The sequence below is a fragment of the Frigidibacter sp. MR17.14 genome (assembly GCF_037095735.1).
Lineage (GTDB): Bacteria > Pseudomonadota > Alphaproteobacteria > Rhodobacterales > Rhodobacteraceae > Frigidibacter.
The window spans coordinates 124,103-138,967 of the sequence record NZ_JBAWKD010000003.1 but is presented as its reverse complement, the minus strand read 5'-3'; the positions used below and the strand labels follow the sequence as shown (position 1 = coordinate 138,967).

The following is a 14,865-nucleotide window of genomic DNA, read 5'->3' as shown; positions in this document are numbered from 1 at the left end:
CCCCACAGGCGCGGGAGATTTTCTATCAGCACCGTGGCGTCACCACCAAGAGGGATTTCGCGCCACGGCGATCACATTTGACTGCATGGACAGAAATTGTGCCCAAACGGCCCGGCCCTGCGCGGGCGTGTGCCCCGTACCTCGGTCCTGCTTGCCCTTGGCCCCGGCGCGGCGCTACTCTGGCCGTCAACCCGTGCCCGGGTCCTGTTGAAACGGGGGTCCGCACCCCCCAGATATTGGACCGGATGGTTCAGAAGAGCCGGACAGACGGGGAGGGCCGGTGGTCGCCGACGAACGGGACCGGATGCCCTCCTGCCAGAGAGGAATGAGCATGAACGAACCCCTTGCCACCAGCTACCCCGTGTTGCCGCTGCGCGATATCGTGGTCTTCCCGCACATGGTGGTCCCGCTGTTCGTGGGCCGCGAGAAATCGGTGCGGGCGCTCGAGGAGGTCATGGCCGATGACAAGCAGATCCTGCTGTCGTCGCAGATCGACCCGGCGATCGATGATCCGACCGCAGAGGGCATCTATCGCACCGGCGTGCTTGCCGCCGTGCTGCAACTGCTGAAGCTGCCCGACGGCACCGTGAAGGTGCTGGTCGAAGGCCGCGCCCGCGTGAAGATCACCGAGTTCCTGCCCAACGACCAGTATTTCGAGGCCAAGGCCGAACTGCTGAGCGAGACCGACGGCGATCCGGCCGCGGTCAAGGCCCTCGTGCGCTCTGTCGCCGAGGAATTCGAACGCTATGCCAAGGTCAAGAAGAACATCCCCGAAGAGGCGCTGACCGCCGTGTCCGAGGCGCGCGATCCCGCGAAGCTGGCCGACGTGTCGGCCGGGCATCTGGGCATCGACGTGGGCCAGAAGCAGGACCTGCTGGAGACGCTCGACGTGGCCGAGCGGCTGGAGAAGGTCTATGGCCTGATGCAGGGCGAGATGTCGGTCCTTCAGGTCGAGAAGAAGATCAAGACCCGCGTCAAGTCGCAGATGGAGAAGACCCAGCGCGAGTACTACCTGAACGAGCAGATGAAGGCGATCCAGCGCGAGCTGGGCGATGGCGAGGATGGCCAGAACGAGATCGCCGAGCTCGAGGAGAAGATCGCCAAAACCAAGTTCAGCAAGGAGGCCGCCGACAAGGCGCAGGCCGAGCTGAAGAAGCTGAAGTCGATGTCGCCGATGTCGGCCGAGGCCACGGTCGTGCGCAACTACCTCGACTGGATGCTGTCGCTGCCCTGGGGCGTGAAGTCGAAGGTCAAGAAGGACCTGAAACTGGCCGAGGACGTGCTGAACCACGACCACTTCGGGCTTGAGAAGGTCAAGGAGCGCATCGTCGAGTATCTGGCCGTGCAGGCGCGCTCGACCAAGCTGAAGGGCCCGATCCTCTGCCTCGTCGGTCCTCCGGGCGTCGGTAAAACCTCGCTCGGTCGCAGCGTGGCGAAGGCCACGGGGCGCGAGTTCATCCGCATCTCGCTCGGCGGTGTCCGGGACGAGTCGGAGATCCGCGGCCACCGTCGGACCTACATTGGCTCGATGCCCGGCAAGATCATCCAGGCGCTGAAGAAAGCGAAGACCACCAACCCGCTGATCCTTCTCGACGAGATCGACAAGATGGGTCAGGACTTCCGCGGCGACCCGGCTTCGGCGATGCTCGAGGTGCTGGACCCGGAACAGAACGCGACCTTCGTGGACCACTATCTCGAGGTGGAATACGACCTGTCGAACGTGATGTTCCTGACCACGGCCAACAGCTACAACATGCCGGGGCCGCTTCTCGACCGGATGGAGATCATCTCTCTGGCCGGCTACACCGAGGAAGAGAAGCGCGAGATCGCCAAGCAGCACCTGCTGCCGAAGCAGATCAAGAACCACGGCCTGAAGAAGGGCGAGTTCGCGATCACCGATGCGGCGCTGGACGAGGTCATCCGCAGCTATACCCGCGAGGCCGGGGTGCGGAACCTCGAGCGCGAGATGGCGAAACTGGCGCGCAAGGCCGTGACCAAGATCCTGAAGAAGGAGACCGACAAGGTCGTGGTCACGCCCGAGACGCTCGAGGAGTTCCTTGGCGTCAAGCGGCACCGCTATGGCCTGGCCGAGAAAGAGGATCAGGTCGGTGTCGTCACCGGTCTGGCCTGGACCTCGGTGGGCGGCGACCTGCTGCAGATCGAGGCGCTGAAGCTGCCGGGCAAGGGCCGGATGAAGACCACCGGCAAGCTTGGGGACGTGATGAAGGAATCGATCGACGCGGCCTCGAGCTACGTTCGGTCCATCGCGCCCTCGATCGGGGTGAAGCCGCCGAAGTTCGACGCGATCGACATCCACGTCCACGTGCCGGACGGGGCGACCCCGAAGGACGGCCCCTCGGCGGGGCTGGCGATGGTGACCTCGATCGTCTCGGTGCTGACCGGCATCCCGGTGCGCAAGGACATCGCCATGACCGGCGAGGTGTCGCTGCGCGGCAATGCGATGGCGATCGGCGGGCTGAAGGAGAAGCTTCTCGCGGCGCTTCGGGGCGGCATCAAGACGGTGTTCATCCCCGAGGAGAACGAGAAGGACCTGGCCGAGATCCCCGACTCGGTGAAGCAGGGGCTGGAGCTGGTGCCGGTGACCCATGTGCGCGAGGTTCTGGCCCGCGCGCTGGTGCGCCAGCCCGAGCCGATCGATTGGGACGAGGCGGCCGAAGAGGCCGCCGCCGCGGCCCGCGCCGCTGCCCAGCCGCAGGGCCCGAGCGCGACGGCGCACTGAGCGCCTTGATCGGATGAGAGGGACGGGCGCGGCGCAGGCCGCGCCCGTTTTTTGTGGCGGCTCCGGCTTCCGCCGGGGCAGGGTGAAAATCTGCGCAACACCCCCCTTGCGCTGTGCCGCGACAGCCGGTATCAGCACCGCCACCGGGTGATTAGCTCAGTGGTAGAGCGCTTCGTTCACATCGAAGATGTCAGGGGTTCAAATCCCTTATCACCCACCATCATTCCCGGAAGGCGCTGCACGTTCGTGCGGCGCCTTCTGCATTTGGGCCCGCGCACCGGTTCGGTCGTATGGACGTGTCGATTTGCGAATGGCGGCCCGCACACCCGCTGCGGTCGCTTGTTGCGCGGTCGCGGCGCTGACTGGCAGGATAACCGCGCGCCCCAGCCGATGACTGCGCCGCGTTGTCGCCGAAGGGTGAGACGGCACGGCCCCCAGAATCCTCCGCGACCGTTCGCTGCCCTGGCGATGGTCGGCCGCGCGAAGGCGCGCCTTCGCGCGCAGCCCGATGAAGGGTGGTTAGATGTCGGCGCGCACGGCCCCGCCCGACATCGGCCAAAGCGACGATGCGATGACAGCCGGGGGGCGGCGGTCTCGTGACCCGCCCGGTCCCACATCATCGGCAGGCGCACCGGCTTGGCGGTCCTGCTGTGAGGGGGCCAGTCTCTCGGCGCGGCACGGATGAAGGAGTGCCGGATGCCCCGCGCAGGCCGGTCACGACGTGGCCGGATGGGTAACTCGAGACCGCGGCCAGTCCGTCGCGAACGGGTCCGCTGGTCCTTGGTCCTCCGGCCGTTTTGCCGCAGCCTTCGCAGAGCGTCGGCTTCCGATTGCGAAGCCGATGCCTGCGCGGGCCCGCCGGGGCGGATGGATGCAGCCGGGACGTCGAAGGCGGACGCGCGTCAGGACCGGAAAGGTTGTGCGGACGGGCGCGGCCCGGTTCTCGCCACATTTTTTCCACAGTGATTTCCGTTTCCTGAACGAGTGTAAAGGCGTCGACGAGTGGAGCTTTGATCATGTTTCGCAGGAAATCCGGAGGGCTCTCGCTGAGCATGGTGCTGATCATCGGCATCCTCTGCGTGGTGGCCGGTGCCCTGGGGGCGGGGGCCATCGTGGTGGCCCGCTACCAGGACGGGTTCCTGCGCGCCGCGCGCGCCGAGGCCACGATCCGCGGCGGCGAGGCGGTGGCGCTGGTCCTGCGCAACGCCATGATGCGCGAATGGTCCAGTCTCGACGCGGTGTCGAAGAACGTGCGCATCAACTCGTCCTCGGGGTTGCAGAACTTCACCGATGCCGTGGTCGCCTCTGGCGGGCAGATCGCCTGGGCCGGGGTCGCAGACGTGCACGGCTGGCTTCTGGCCGGTTCGCACCGCGTGGGCGAGGGACGCGATGTCAGCGACGAGGACTGGTTCAAGGCGGCGATCACGCGCCCCTCGTTGAGCGATGTCCACCGGCATCGCTTCGGGGACAATCCGGAGCCGGTGCTCGACATGTCCCGCGGCATCTATGACGCGGACGGCTTCCTGACCGGCGTCGTGGTCTACAAGCTGCGGCTGTCCTGGCTTCAGAAAATGCTGGTCGAGACGTCTGCCGATCTCGGGCTCGACAGCTTCCTTGTCACGCGGTCGGGCGAGGTGCCGGCGCAGGCGGCGCTGCACAGCACGGCCCCGCCCTCGTCCCAAGCCATCGCCACCGCCGCGCGCGGGATCTCGCGCGACTACGGCTACAGCCATCAGAACGGCGAGGAACTGTTCAACGCCTCGGTGCCCGGAGTGTTCGGAGAGGACCTGCCGCTGCATTGGAGCCTGATCGTCCGGTCGCCGGCGCAGATCTCGGCCGCGGTGCCGGGAATGACGGCGACGCAGACGGTGCTGGCCCTGATCGGGATCGGGCTGGCCATGGTGCTTGTTCTCGTCCTGATCATCCGCCGGACGACGCGCCCGATCGAACAGCTTGTCGCCAGCGCCCGCAAGCTGGCGGTGGGCGAGATCGACTATCCGCTGGCCAGCCGCACGTCGCGCGACGCGCTCGAGCTTGGCGCGGCGCTGGCCCAGCTTCAGACCCGGCTTCTGCGCCTGCGCAGTGCGATCGGCGTGCGGCGGTCGGAGAGGGCCACGGATCAGGCTGCGGAAGAGGACCTTCTGGCGCAATGGAGCCGGCGTCCGGAGACAGAGGAACAGAGCGACGAAAGCTGGCGCAACCTCGCCGAAGGGCCCAAGAAGGATCCCCGCGACGCCGCCTGAGTGCGCCCCTGTGCGGAGCGGCCGGGGGCGCTACTGATGCTGCGAACCTGACCGCGTTGATCCGGATCGCAGCCGCCAGCCGTAGCGGCCAAGACGGGCTGTCCGGCGTGGCAGACGCGCCTCGTCGTCGTCCACGGTCTGGCCCCTAACCGGGGCGGGACGTCGGCGCTCAGACCACAAGCCGGGTTCAGGGATGCATCGGCCTCGCGCGTTCCACCGGGCAGACCCATCAGGCCATGCGCACCTGCGGCGCGAACCGCGGCGCAGCCCTTGGAGTGAAGCCGCGTTCGGAAAGTTGCAGACGCGGAATGCCGCGCCGCTTCGCAGATGTGCTGATCTTTTCAGGGCGCGGGTGCCCCACGCCCAGTCAACCTCGTGTGGTGGGGGTCAGTGAGTCAAGCAGCGGATCAGGCTGGCTCAGCGGATCTGCGCAGAGCGGCCTTGCCGGAAGCCGCCGTTCGACCAACCGCGCAGGATGGTCGCGACTTGGATCGGCAGCGGGGCGACAGCGGCGAACGGTGTCATCAGCGCCCCCGCCACACCGTCGCCCGGTCTCTCAGGCGTCGATGCTGGGCACGAAACCTGCGGAAAGCGCGGCAACGCAGAAGGCGCGGCGGGCGTCCTCGACCGGGCTCATGCACTCCATGGCAGCTTCGACCTTCTCGAGCGCGACCTTGCGCGCCGTGTCGGAGACCGGCCATCTGCGGCGCAGCCAGTAGCGCGCCTTCTCGATCGTGCTGAACCGCTCGGGTTCGCCCTCGAGCGGCTGATGCAGGTTGAGAGGGAGGCCCCATTGGACTTCCATCATGGTCATATCCTTTGTGTGGTGATCCCGCCCGAACCGTTTGTGGCGCGACGACCCCTTCGGGCTGACTGCGCAAGACCTCTCGGTTCGGGGGATCTTCTGTCTGTGCGCGGCCTGTGCCGCGACTTCGCCCTTTGGCGGGCGCGCCGCCTCCGGTCGGGAACGGTGCCGATCACGTCGTGATGCCGAAGCAGGGCCCTTCAGGACGCCGTGTCTTCGGACGTATCGGGCGCGGCGGCCTCTGCCTTGGGCTTGGTGGCCGCAAACTTGCGCACGTAAGGCTTCTTCTTCGCCGGAGTGCTCAGGAATTCCTTGAGATCCAGCTGCTTCTTCGGCGTGGAATATCCCATGGCCGTCTCCTCATGTCGTTGCGGGATGCCCGCACGGACATGGTGGACACTGCGGTGCGGGCCGTATCGTCGATAGGCACGCGGGCGTTTTCAGCCCTTGCGGCCCGCATCGCGTTTTTCGCGGGCGGCCTTGAGCTTCGCGGTCTTCTCGGTTCTCAGCAGCGCCTCGTCATCGAGCACGCGCCGGACATTGGCCGTCGTCCGGTCCAGTTGCGTCACGGAAGTCGACGCCTTCGACTTCGAGGCGGAAACGTCGGTGCCCAGGGGCTGCCCGCCGTTTCCCTCCTGAGCCGGAAGACCTGCGAGCAGGTCTTCCAGTGTCGTCTTCACGCGAGCGCCAGATTGGACGCCGATTCACGCCCGTCGCGGCCGGTCTCGATGTCGAAGGTCACGGCCTGGCCGTCATTGAGACGGCTGATCCCGGCGCGTTCCACGGCCGAGATGTGGACGAAGATGTCCTTGCGGCCATCTTCCGGCTGGATGAAGCCGAAGCCTTTTTCGGTGTTGAACCATTTCACGGTGCCATTGGCCATATCCGTGGTCTCCTGTGATAATGCTGTCCGCAGGATCGCGACAGCCCGGCAAAGGTCGATCCAAGTCGATCAACCGGAACCGTGTCAGCGGCGACAGCATTACGAAGAGAAGAAACGTCAGCCCCAGACACATGGGCGCTTGCGCCGCATAAAGCAAGGACTCATTTGGCAGGGTGCGAAATGAGCCCGCCTGTTCGGGGGGCTTGTCCCTGTGACGGGGCAGGGCCCGCAGCTTCCGTTCAGAGCCCGCCGCGCAGTGGCGCGGCACCGGTTTTGCCCAAGGCGTCCGTCTTCAAGATGCGCGGTGACGGATGCGAGCCAGCCCTGCGCGGACCGCGCTGTCTTTGGCCCCGAAGAGGTGTTTGCCGTCCGGGCTGGCCGAGCGCAGCCCGACGAGGTGACCCTTGACCAGCCCGCGTATTCGACGCCGCAGATGTTCCTGTCGAGGTGCAGAGGCTGAGGTTTGTCGCCCCGGGCAGCGCAAGCGCGGCAGCAGAGTGATCGATGCCAACAACCGGCGCTGCGGCCGAGGGCCAGCTCGATCCCGGTGCTGGCCCCGATGTCGCCGGCGCAGCTGTCGATGACCGTGGGACGCGGATCGAAGGCGGTTGGGTCAAGTATTGAGCGATTCCCCAACGCGCATCAGGCACGGAAGGTCCGCGCGTCAGCGCGCAGGGGGACTGGGGCCTGAAGCACGGACCGAATGATGCGGTCAGATTGTTTCTTTTCCGAAGCCGGGCGCGACCCACCCGAGGCGCGCGTGCCCGGCCAGTTTGGATTGAGGAGGACCCCAAATGAAGTTCGCGAACAAATTCCTGGCAGGTGCCGCGGCGCTCTCGCTGATGGCGGGCGGCGCCTATGCCCAATCGAAAACCACCGCCGACGGCAGCGATGATCCGACCGGTTTCGTCCGTGACGCCCAGTCGGACGCGACCACCATGCCCTCGCCGTCCACGCCCTCGAAGACGACCGCAGACGGCAGCGACGACGCCGGCGGCTTCGTGCGCGACGCGCAGTCGGAAGCCACCGAGATGCCGGCCATGACCACTCAGGGCAACCCGCTCATGGACAAGACCGTCGTCACCTCGGACGGCGAGGTCGTGGGCGTCGTCGGCAGCGTCGCACCCGAAGCCGGCAACCGCGAGCGCATTTACATCACCCGCACCGAAGCGATGGGCGGGGGCATCTTCTCGCTCGTGGTCCCGCCGAACTTCGTGCCGGAAGAGCAGATCAACATCGGCATGACGGCCGCCGAGGCCAAGAAGCAGATGTGACCCGGAACGACGCTTGCGTCGGAGGGCCCGCCCGGAGAGATCTGGGCGGGCTTTTTCGTGCGTCGGCCTGCGCGGATCGAGGCTGGGGTCGTCAGCACGGGGCGGTGATGTCAGCAGCGCCGCGTTCGAGTCTGCCGCTGAAATGCTGGCGATCTCCAACGCGCCGCATCGGCCATGGCGCAAGCACAGGCTGAACCGCCGCATCGCGTTGGCGCTTTCGCAGCGGATCGCGGCGCAGAGGTCACGGGCGCTGGGGGCGTGCCCGATCACCGATCCGCACATGTGGGGCGCGTTGCTTGCCGACCGCGAAGGCACTATGGGATGTGCCATGCAAGTCACTCACGATGCCGCGGCCGGCACCTTCACGCTGACCGGCAAGATCTGGTCGAACACCTATCCCCTCGAGCAGTTGGACGCCTGGCTGCGCTTCTACATCCGTCAGCGAGAGGAGCACCCCAAGGCGCTCGACTCGTATGACGAAACGATCCGGGGATTGGAGGCGGTCACGCGTTCCCTCGGGTGATCCGGTGCGGGGCTTTCACGGCAAAGTGCCCCACGCCATTCCTCTTCGTGGGGCACGTCCGGATCAACGTTCTGAAAGCGAACGGCATGTCCAGTCCGTTGGTAGGCCCGGAGGGACTCCGGGCCTTTCGTGATTTCAGCACCTTAGAGTGTCAACCCGCCCGGGATTTAGCCAATGTTTTCCAAGGCTTTTTTCCGTGTCTGTCAAACCCTTTTGCCCTGAAGCGCCCGCTGACGGGTGGCGTCTCGCCGCCCTGATCCGCCAGTCCCCGCAAATGCGAAACCCCCAGTGTCATCACCACCGGGGGCCTGTCTTCGCACGACAAAGGAACCAGCTGTGTCGCAAGCCAAACCTATAACAAACAAAGAAAATCTTCAAGCCGCCCTTGATTTGGCGCGTAAGGGCATCCCTGTCTTTCCCTTCCGTCTGGTGCCCAATCCGCTGCCCGGAATAGACCCCCGCAAGAAGCCCTGCATCAAAGACTGGCAGAACCGGGCCACAACCGACGAAGCCCAAATCCGTCGCTGGTTCGGCAAATGGCCCGACGCCATGCCGGGCATTCCGATGGGGCCGCGAACGCGCCTTCTGACGTTGGACATTGACCAGAAGAACGGCAAGGACGGCTTCGCTGGCCTTCGGGCCATCGGCTTCGATCCTGAAGCCCTCTCGCCGACCATGGTGGCCACGCCTTCGGGCGGGCGTCACGCGATCTTCCGGTGGGACGAGGGTATGGGCAACAGCGCCGTCGGGCTGCCCGTTGGCGTTGATGTGCGAGGCGAAGGCGGCTACATCGCTGCACCCGGCGCGACCCATGCGGGCGGCTCATATCGCCTTCTGTCGGGCAGTTTGGTCGATGATCCACTGGCCTTGCCCGAAGCCCTGAAGCCGCGTCGGAAGGCCAAGGAACCGGGCCAAGGGGAGCCGACGGGTCTGCCCTTCCATGTCATGCGCGAAGCCCTCATGGCGCTGCCCAATGACGGCGACGAATACGCCAGCCGGGACGCATGGCTGAAGATCGGCATGGCCCTGCATTGTGAAACGGACGGCGACGAAGACGGGCGCGAGGCTTGGCACGGTTGGTCGGGCCAATGGCCGGGCTATGAACCCGGCGCGACCGATGCCGCCTGGGACTCCTTCAAGCCCGACGGCGGCGTGACGGGCTGGACCATCGTCACCGACGCCGAACGCCATGGCTGGAAGAATGCCACCGTGGCCGAGCTGCACCGCCAGTTTGACTTGGAACGGAAGCTGGCCCTCTTCACCGGCCCGGACGAAGCCGAGCTGGCCGAAATTGAGGCTCTGTTAGGCGTGGCGTCCGATGCCCCGACTGCCGACCAAGCGGGCGGCGCGGCATCCCGGCTGACCTTCCTGACCCCCGCCGAATGCGACACGCTGCCCGCCCGTCCCTACGTCATCAAGGGGCTTCTGGCCCAAGGCGACGTTGCCGCCATTGTCGGGGCACCGGGGGCAGGCAAAAGCCTTCTGGCCCCGCGCTTGGGCTATGCCGTCGCGCAAGGGGCCGAAGTCTTCGGACGGCGGACCCGGCAAGGCGGCGTGTTCTATGTGGCCGTGGAAGACGGGCACGGGATGCGCGGGCGGCTGTCAGCTCTTCGCCAAGACCACGGCGAAGCGGATGCCTTCCACCTTGTTTCGGGCGTGTCCGACTTGCTTTCCAAGAAGGGCGAGCTGGCCGAATTGCGGGCTGCCGTGAAGGCTTGCCGCCCGGCTCTGGTCATCATTGACACGCTGGCCGTGGCCTTCCCCGGCTTGGAGGAGAACACGGCGGAAGGCATGGGGCAGGTTGTGGCGGCGGCGCGGTCCCTGACCAAGTGGGGCGCGGCGGTCATCCTGATCCACCATGACACCAAGGCAGGCGACAGGCTGCCCCGTGGCCATAGCCTCTTGAACGGGGCGCTGGACGTGTCGATTGCCCTGACCCGCGAACGCGGCGAAGACACCGTGGCCTGCGAGCTGTCCAAGAACCGGAACGGCCCCACGGCCCTGTCCATTGCCTTCAGCATCGGGACGCGAAACGTCGGGGTGGACGAAGACGGCGACCCGATCACGGCGGCGATTGCGGAAGACGATCTGCACGCCACTACCAAGGCTTTGCCCAAGCTGACCCGTGGCGAAGAGGCGGTCATGGGCCACTTCCGCGAATTGACGGCGGACTCGTCTCTGCCCGAAGCCGAATTGCGGAAGGCTTGCATTGACGGGCGGCGCGTCTCGCAATCCGACGTGCCCGACAATAGGCGGCGAACCATGGAAATCGCCCTGAAGGGGCTGGTGGCCAAGGGCAAGTTGCACTTCAGCGGGGGTGCATACCATCTGCCCGACGATCCCATGGAACGATTCAGCGATGCACTTGGGGGTGATGATGAAGGGTGAACCGACCAGCCGGAATCTCGGAAAAACTCGGAATCTTCCGGATTCCTTCCGGGGGAAAACCACCCCCATAACCCGGAAAATCCGGAATCGCCCCTTTAGGGGCGTTCCGAGATTCCGGATGGGATGCCTGCCCTCTGCCGTGCTGTCCGAAGCATGGCTTGGCAAGACCAGATGCAAGGTCAGCCGGGCGGGCGTGGGTCCTTGCCCGGCTGTTGGACTGCGGGGGGCGCGGAGCCCCGGCATATCACCCCCGACACAAAAAATCGAAATCCCCAAATTCGGTTTTCCTTCGGGAATTCGATTTACCGAAGGATTTGACGCATGATCCCCGCCCATGAGCTGGCAGAAATCGAAGAGCTGGCGGGCAGCCCCCACGATTGCCCCGTGACCGCCGACACGGTGGCCGGATGGCTGGGTACCACCGCCCCCCGGATCAACACCTTGGCACGGGAAGGCCGCATTCCCCGCCGCCCGGACAAGCTCTTCGATCTGCGCCCGGCTGTCCGGGCCTATGTGGCCGACCTGAAGGTCAGCAAGGGCAACAGCGCCTTGGCGAACAACCCCGAACTGAACGCCGAGAAAATCCGCCTTGCCCGTGCCACAGCCGAGAAGCTGGAAACCGCGAACCTGAAGGCCAAGGGCGAGCTGGCCCCGCTAGCGGACGTGGAGAAGGCTTGGGCGGGCGTTTTGCGGGACGTTCGCGCCGCGCTTCTGGCCCTGCCGTCGCGGGCGGCAAGCCGCCTTGGCCACCTGACCCCGCATGACGTGGCCACAATCGACCGCGAGGTTCGCGCCGTCCTAGAGGAGCTGGCCAGCCATGAATAATGCCCTGACCCTGACCCGCCGCCGCGCGCTGGCAGCCCTGAAGCCACCGCCGGTCCTGCCATTGGCCGACTGGATCGAGTCGACCGTCCATTTCCCCGCCACCGTGTCGGCTCTGCCGGGCAAGGTCCGGCTCTGGACTTATCAGCGCGGAATCTGCGATGCGATTGACGACCCGGAAATCAGCCGGATCACCGTCCAGAAATCTGCCCGGATCGGCTACACCAGCCTGTTGACCGCCGTCATCGGCAACTATGTCGCCAATCAGCCGTGCCCGATCTTGGCCGTCCTGCCGACGCAGGACGATTGCCGCGACTATGCCGTGGGCGACATTGAAGGCACCTTTGACGCTTCCCCGGTCCTGCGGGGCATCCTTGATCCTGAGGCCGACGAAACGGGCCGCTCGACTCTCATGTCCAAGCGGTTCGCCGGGGGCAGCCTGAAGCTGGTGGCCGCGAAAAGCCCCCGGAACCTGCGGCGGCACAATGCCAAGATTCTGCTTCTGGACGAAATCGACGGTTTCGAGATCGGGCAGGAAGGCGACCCGATCAAGCTGGCCGAAATGCGGACGCTGGCCTTCCCGGATCGGAAGATCATCGCGGGCAGCACCCCGATTTTCGACTTCGGCCCTGTCAGCCGCCTATATGCCGAGTCTGACCAGCGCATCTTTGAAATTCCCTGCCCGGACTGCGGCGGCTTTTCCGAAGTCCTATGGGCGAACATCACTTGGCCGGACGGCAGGCCGGAAGAGGCGGCTTGGGCCTGCCCTTGCTGCGGTTCTGTCGTGGCAGAGCGGCACAAGGCGGCGCTGGTGGCGGAAGGCCGCTGGCGGGCCACCATGCCCCATGTCCGGGGCCATGCGGGCTTCAGGATCAACGCCCTTGTCAGCCCTCATGCCAACGCCTCTTGGGCCACGCTGGCTGCGGAATTCATCCGGGCGAAGGACAACCCGTCCACCCTTCAGACCTTCGTCAATCTGGTCTTGGGCGAGGCGTGGCGCGAAGCCCAGGACGATCTTGACGAACATGAGTTGGCAGCAAAGCGCGAGCCATTCGGGCTGCCCGACCGCATCCCGCCGGAAGTGCTGGTCATCACGGCGGGGGTGGACTGCCAAGACGACCGGCTTGAACTGGTCTTCCTTGGCCATGGCAAAGGCGATGCAGTCTTCATTCTGGGCCATAGCGTGATCTGGGGGGCGATTGAAGCCGATCCCACTTGGGCCGAGTTGGACGACGCCCTGAAGACCATCTGGCGGCACCCGACGGGCGGTATCCTGACCTGCGATGCCACCGTGATCGACTCGGGCGACGGGGGCCACGCCGATCTTGTCCACGGCTTCACCCGGTCGCGGTTTGGGCGGCGCGTGGTCAGCGGCAAGGGCGTGTCGGGCATGGCGCGGCCCTTCCTGCAACGGTCCAGCATGAAGGGCGCGCCGCTCTTCCTTGTGGGCGTGGATGCGATCAAGGCGCAGCTCTTCAACCGGCTGTCCAGAGGCGGGGCCTTCCGGTTCTCTTCCGACCTTGCCCCGATCTTCTTTGAGCAACTGACCAGCGAACGCCGCGTGGTCCGTTACTACAAGGGCCAGCCCCAGCGGCGTTTCGAGCGGATTCCTGGCAAGCGAGCCGAGACGCTGGACGCGACGGTTTATGCGCTGGCAGCGCGGCAGCTTGTCGGGCTGAATTTGGACCGCCGTGAAGAGGAACTGACCAGAGTAACCTTGCCGAAGAAATCCCCGGCAGTTATCAAGTCAAAGTGGTTGGAAAAATAATAGGCGGACCCAATGAGCGGCTTTTCCCAAGAAGAAATTTCAAAGATCGTTCGTGAAACCTTCTTTCCGTATGCCTCACGGAAGATGGATAAACTCCGCGCTAATGGCACGAAATTCGTTCACTATACGAGCGCGGAAAACGCAATCCGAATTATCGATGGGAATTGCATATATCTCAGAAATACAAACTTGATGAATGACTTCTCTGAAGTCCAGCACGGCAACAATTGTATTGTTGGCGCGTTCAACGATGAAGAACTTCGGTCGCGGCTTGTCGGCGTTCTGGATGGCGTTGAGGCCGGATTGACGGAAAAGATTCTCGAACGGTATCTGGCAGGCGAGCGGGTTCGGAGCCTTGATACGTTCATGATTGCCATAAGCGAGCACGGCAACAGCGACAGCCACGGCAACAGCGACAGCAACAGCAGGGAAGACTTGTATGGGCGGCTTTCTATGTGGCGCGCATACGGGGGGAACACCAACGTCGCTTTCGTCTTCAATAGCACGCCGTTTCTCGCGGAAAGCGATGCCTTGCAGGCTTATACCAGTCCTGTGCTTTACGCCGACCAAGAGACTTTCAAGCCACTATTCTTGGAGGTCATTTCGGGCCTTGAGAAATACAAGGCTATGTTGCCCCGTTTAGGGGCGGAGAACATAGCGTTTTATATGAATTCGGCATTGCACTTCGCCGCTCTATCGACCAAGCATCCGGGATTCTGGGAAGAGAAAGAATGGAGGATTATATTTTCCCCCAACTTCTCCCTAACCGGAAAGAAGTCAGACAAGCTGAAGTCGGAAGTCCTAACAATTTCCGGCGTTCCGCAAAGGGTTTTCAAGCTCGAATTGAATAACTACCCGGAAGAAGACTTCCTTGGCGCGACCCTGCCAGAGTTACTAGAGGAAGTGATAATCGGGCCGACTCAATACCCTTGGCCCATTTGGGATGCCTTGGTCCAGAAGCTTACCGACGCGGGCGTTGACGACGCGAGCAAGAAAGTCCGCGTGTCCAACATCCCCCTTCGCCGCTAGAATCCCAGAAGGGCTTCCCGGACTTCCATGATCTTTTCGTAGACTTTGGCGAACGTGGGATTGCCTTCCGCGAACGCCTCGACAACTTCCAAGTCCATGTCCTGCGGGACTTCGATGCCGGTTCGGATCGTGTATTCGCGCATGAGCTGACCGGCGATCAACTCGAAGGTCTTCGCCCGCCGTTCAAGCGGCAGCTTGCGGCATTGCCGCACATCCAGTCTCACCTGCATCATTTGTTCTCGCTTGAGGTTGGTCGGGCCACCACACCAGCCGGGAGGCGTGGTGGCCCGATGGGGCTTCGCCCCGAAGGAACAGCGTGTCCATCGCTGTGAGTCGGAAGATGCTCGAAAGAGCTTGCCAAGTCAACTCCAGATGAGTTATTGAGTCGAT

General features: G+C 64.6%; 13 protein-coding genes and 1 tRNA gene. 9 read left to right on the top strand and 5 right to left on the bottom strand.

Going from position 1 to position 14,865, the window contains the following annotated elements:
* Positions 1 to 331: 331 nt before the first annotated feature.
* From lon to V8J36_RS09275, 3 genes are all read left to right on the top strand, one after another.
* A complete protein-coding gene (lon, locus tag V8J36_RS09285) occupies positions 332 to 2,740 on the top strand; it encodes an endopeptidase La (RefSeq protein WP_336467012.1) in 2,409 nt (802 codons plus the stop codon).
* A gap of 145 nt (positions 2,741 to 2,885) precedes the next feature.
* Positions 2,886 to 2,960: transfer RNA gene (locus tag V8J36_RS09280), tRNA-Val, on the top strand.
* 796 nt (positions 2,961 to 3,756) lie between these two features.
* Positions 3,757 to 4,983, top strand: coding sequence for a cache domain-containing protein (locus V8J36_RS09275; protein WP_336467011.1), 1,227 nt, complete (start codon positions 3,757 to 3,759; stop codon positions 4,981 to 4,983).
* 556 nt (positions 4,984 to 5,539) lie between these two features.
* Here the strand turns inward: V8J36_RS09275 and V8J36_RS09270 are convergent.
* The 4 genes from V8J36_RS09270 to V8J36_RS09255 all read right to left on the bottom strand — a co-directional run bounded on the left by V8J36_RS09270 (position 5,540) and on the right by V8J36_RS09255 (position 6,671).
* A complete protein-coding gene (locus tag V8J36_RS09270; protein WP_336467010.1) occupies positions 5,540 to 5,791 on the bottom strand; it encodes a DUF982 domain-containing protein in 252 nt (83 codons plus the stop codon).
* Positions 5,792 to 5,988: 197 nt separating this feature from the next.
* The gene (locus V8J36_RS09265; protein ID WP_336467009.1) at positions 5,989 to 6,138 is read right to left on the bottom strand and encodes a hypothetical protein; all 150 of its coding nucleotides are present in this window, start codon (positions 6,136 to 6,138) and stop codon (positions 5,989 to 5,991) included.
* A 90-nt stretch (positions 6,139 to 6,228) separates the two neighbouring features.
* Entirely contained in the window at positions 6,229 to 6,468 is a 240-nt protein-coding gene (locus V8J36_RS09260; RefSeq protein WP_336467008.1) for a hypothetical protein, read from the bottom strand.
* Positions 6,465 to 6,671 (bottom strand): cold-shock protein, encoded by a 207-nt coding sequence (locus V8J36_RS09255; RefSeq protein WP_336467007.1) that lies wholly within the window; start codon positions 6,669 to 6,671, stop codon positions 6,465 to 6,467. The genes V8J36_RS09260 and V8J36_RS09255 overlap by 4 nt, the downstream gene beginning before the upstream one ends.
* Positions 6,672 to 7,465: 794 nt before the next feature.
* Here V8J36_RS09255 and V8J36_RS09250 point away from each other — a divergent pair.
* The 6 genes from V8J36_RS09250 to V8J36_RS09225 all read left to right on the top strand — a co-directional run bounded on the left by V8J36_RS09250 (position 7,466) and on the right by V8J36_RS09225 (position 14,475).
* On the top strand, positions 7,466 to 7,945 hold the full coding sequence (locus V8J36_RS09250) for a hypothetical protein (protein ID WP_336467006.1): 480 nt from the start codon (positions 7,466 to 7,468) through the stop codon (positions 7,943 to 7,945).
* 142 nt (positions 7,946 to 8,087) lie between these two features.
* The gene (locus V8J36_RS09245) at positions 8,088 to 8,468 is read left to right on the top strand and encodes a hypothetical protein (RefSeq protein ID WP_336467005.1); all 381 of its coding nucleotides are present in this window, start codon (positions 8,088 to 8,090) and stop codon (positions 8,466 to 8,468) included.
* A 336-nt stretch (positions 8,469 to 8,804) separates the two neighbouring features.
* On the top strand, positions 8,805 to 10,856 hold the full coding sequence (locus tag V8J36_RS09240) for an AAA family ATPase (RefSeq protein ID WP_336467004.1): 2,052 nt from the start codon (positions 8,805 to 8,807) through the stop codon (positions 10,854 to 10,856).
* Between the two features lie 321 nt (positions 10,857 to 11,177).
* Positions 11,178 to 11,681 (top strand): DNA packaging protein, encoded by a 504-nt coding sequence (locus V8J36_RS09235; protein WP_336467003.1) that lies wholly within the window; start codon positions 11,178 to 11,180, stop codon positions 11,679 to 11,681.
* Complete coding sequence (locus tag V8J36_RS09230; protein WP_336467002.1) at positions 11,674 to 13,446, top strand: phage terminase large subunit family protein; 1,773 nt, start codon at positions 11,674 to 11,676, stop codon at positions 13,444 to 13,446. The genes V8J36_RS09235 and V8J36_RS09230 overlap by 8 nt, the downstream gene beginning before the upstream one ends.
* Before the next feature lie 12 nt (positions 13,447 to 13,458).
* On the top strand, positions 13,459 to 14,475 hold the full coding sequence (locus tag V8J36_RS09225) for a DUF2971 domain-containing protein (RefSeq protein WP_336467001.1): 1,017 nt from the start codon (positions 13,459 to 13,461) through the stop codon (positions 14,473 to 14,475).
* Here the strand turns inward: V8J36_RS09225 and V8J36_RS09220 are convergent.
* A complete protein-coding gene (locus V8J36_RS09220) occupies positions 14,472 to 14,708 on the bottom strand; it encodes a hypothetical protein (protein WP_336467000.1) in 237 nt (78 codons plus the stop codon). The two genes, V8J36_RS09225 and V8J36_RS09220, sit on opposite strands and share 4 nt — an antisense overlap.
* Positions 14,709 to 14,865: the final 157 nt, after the last annotated feature.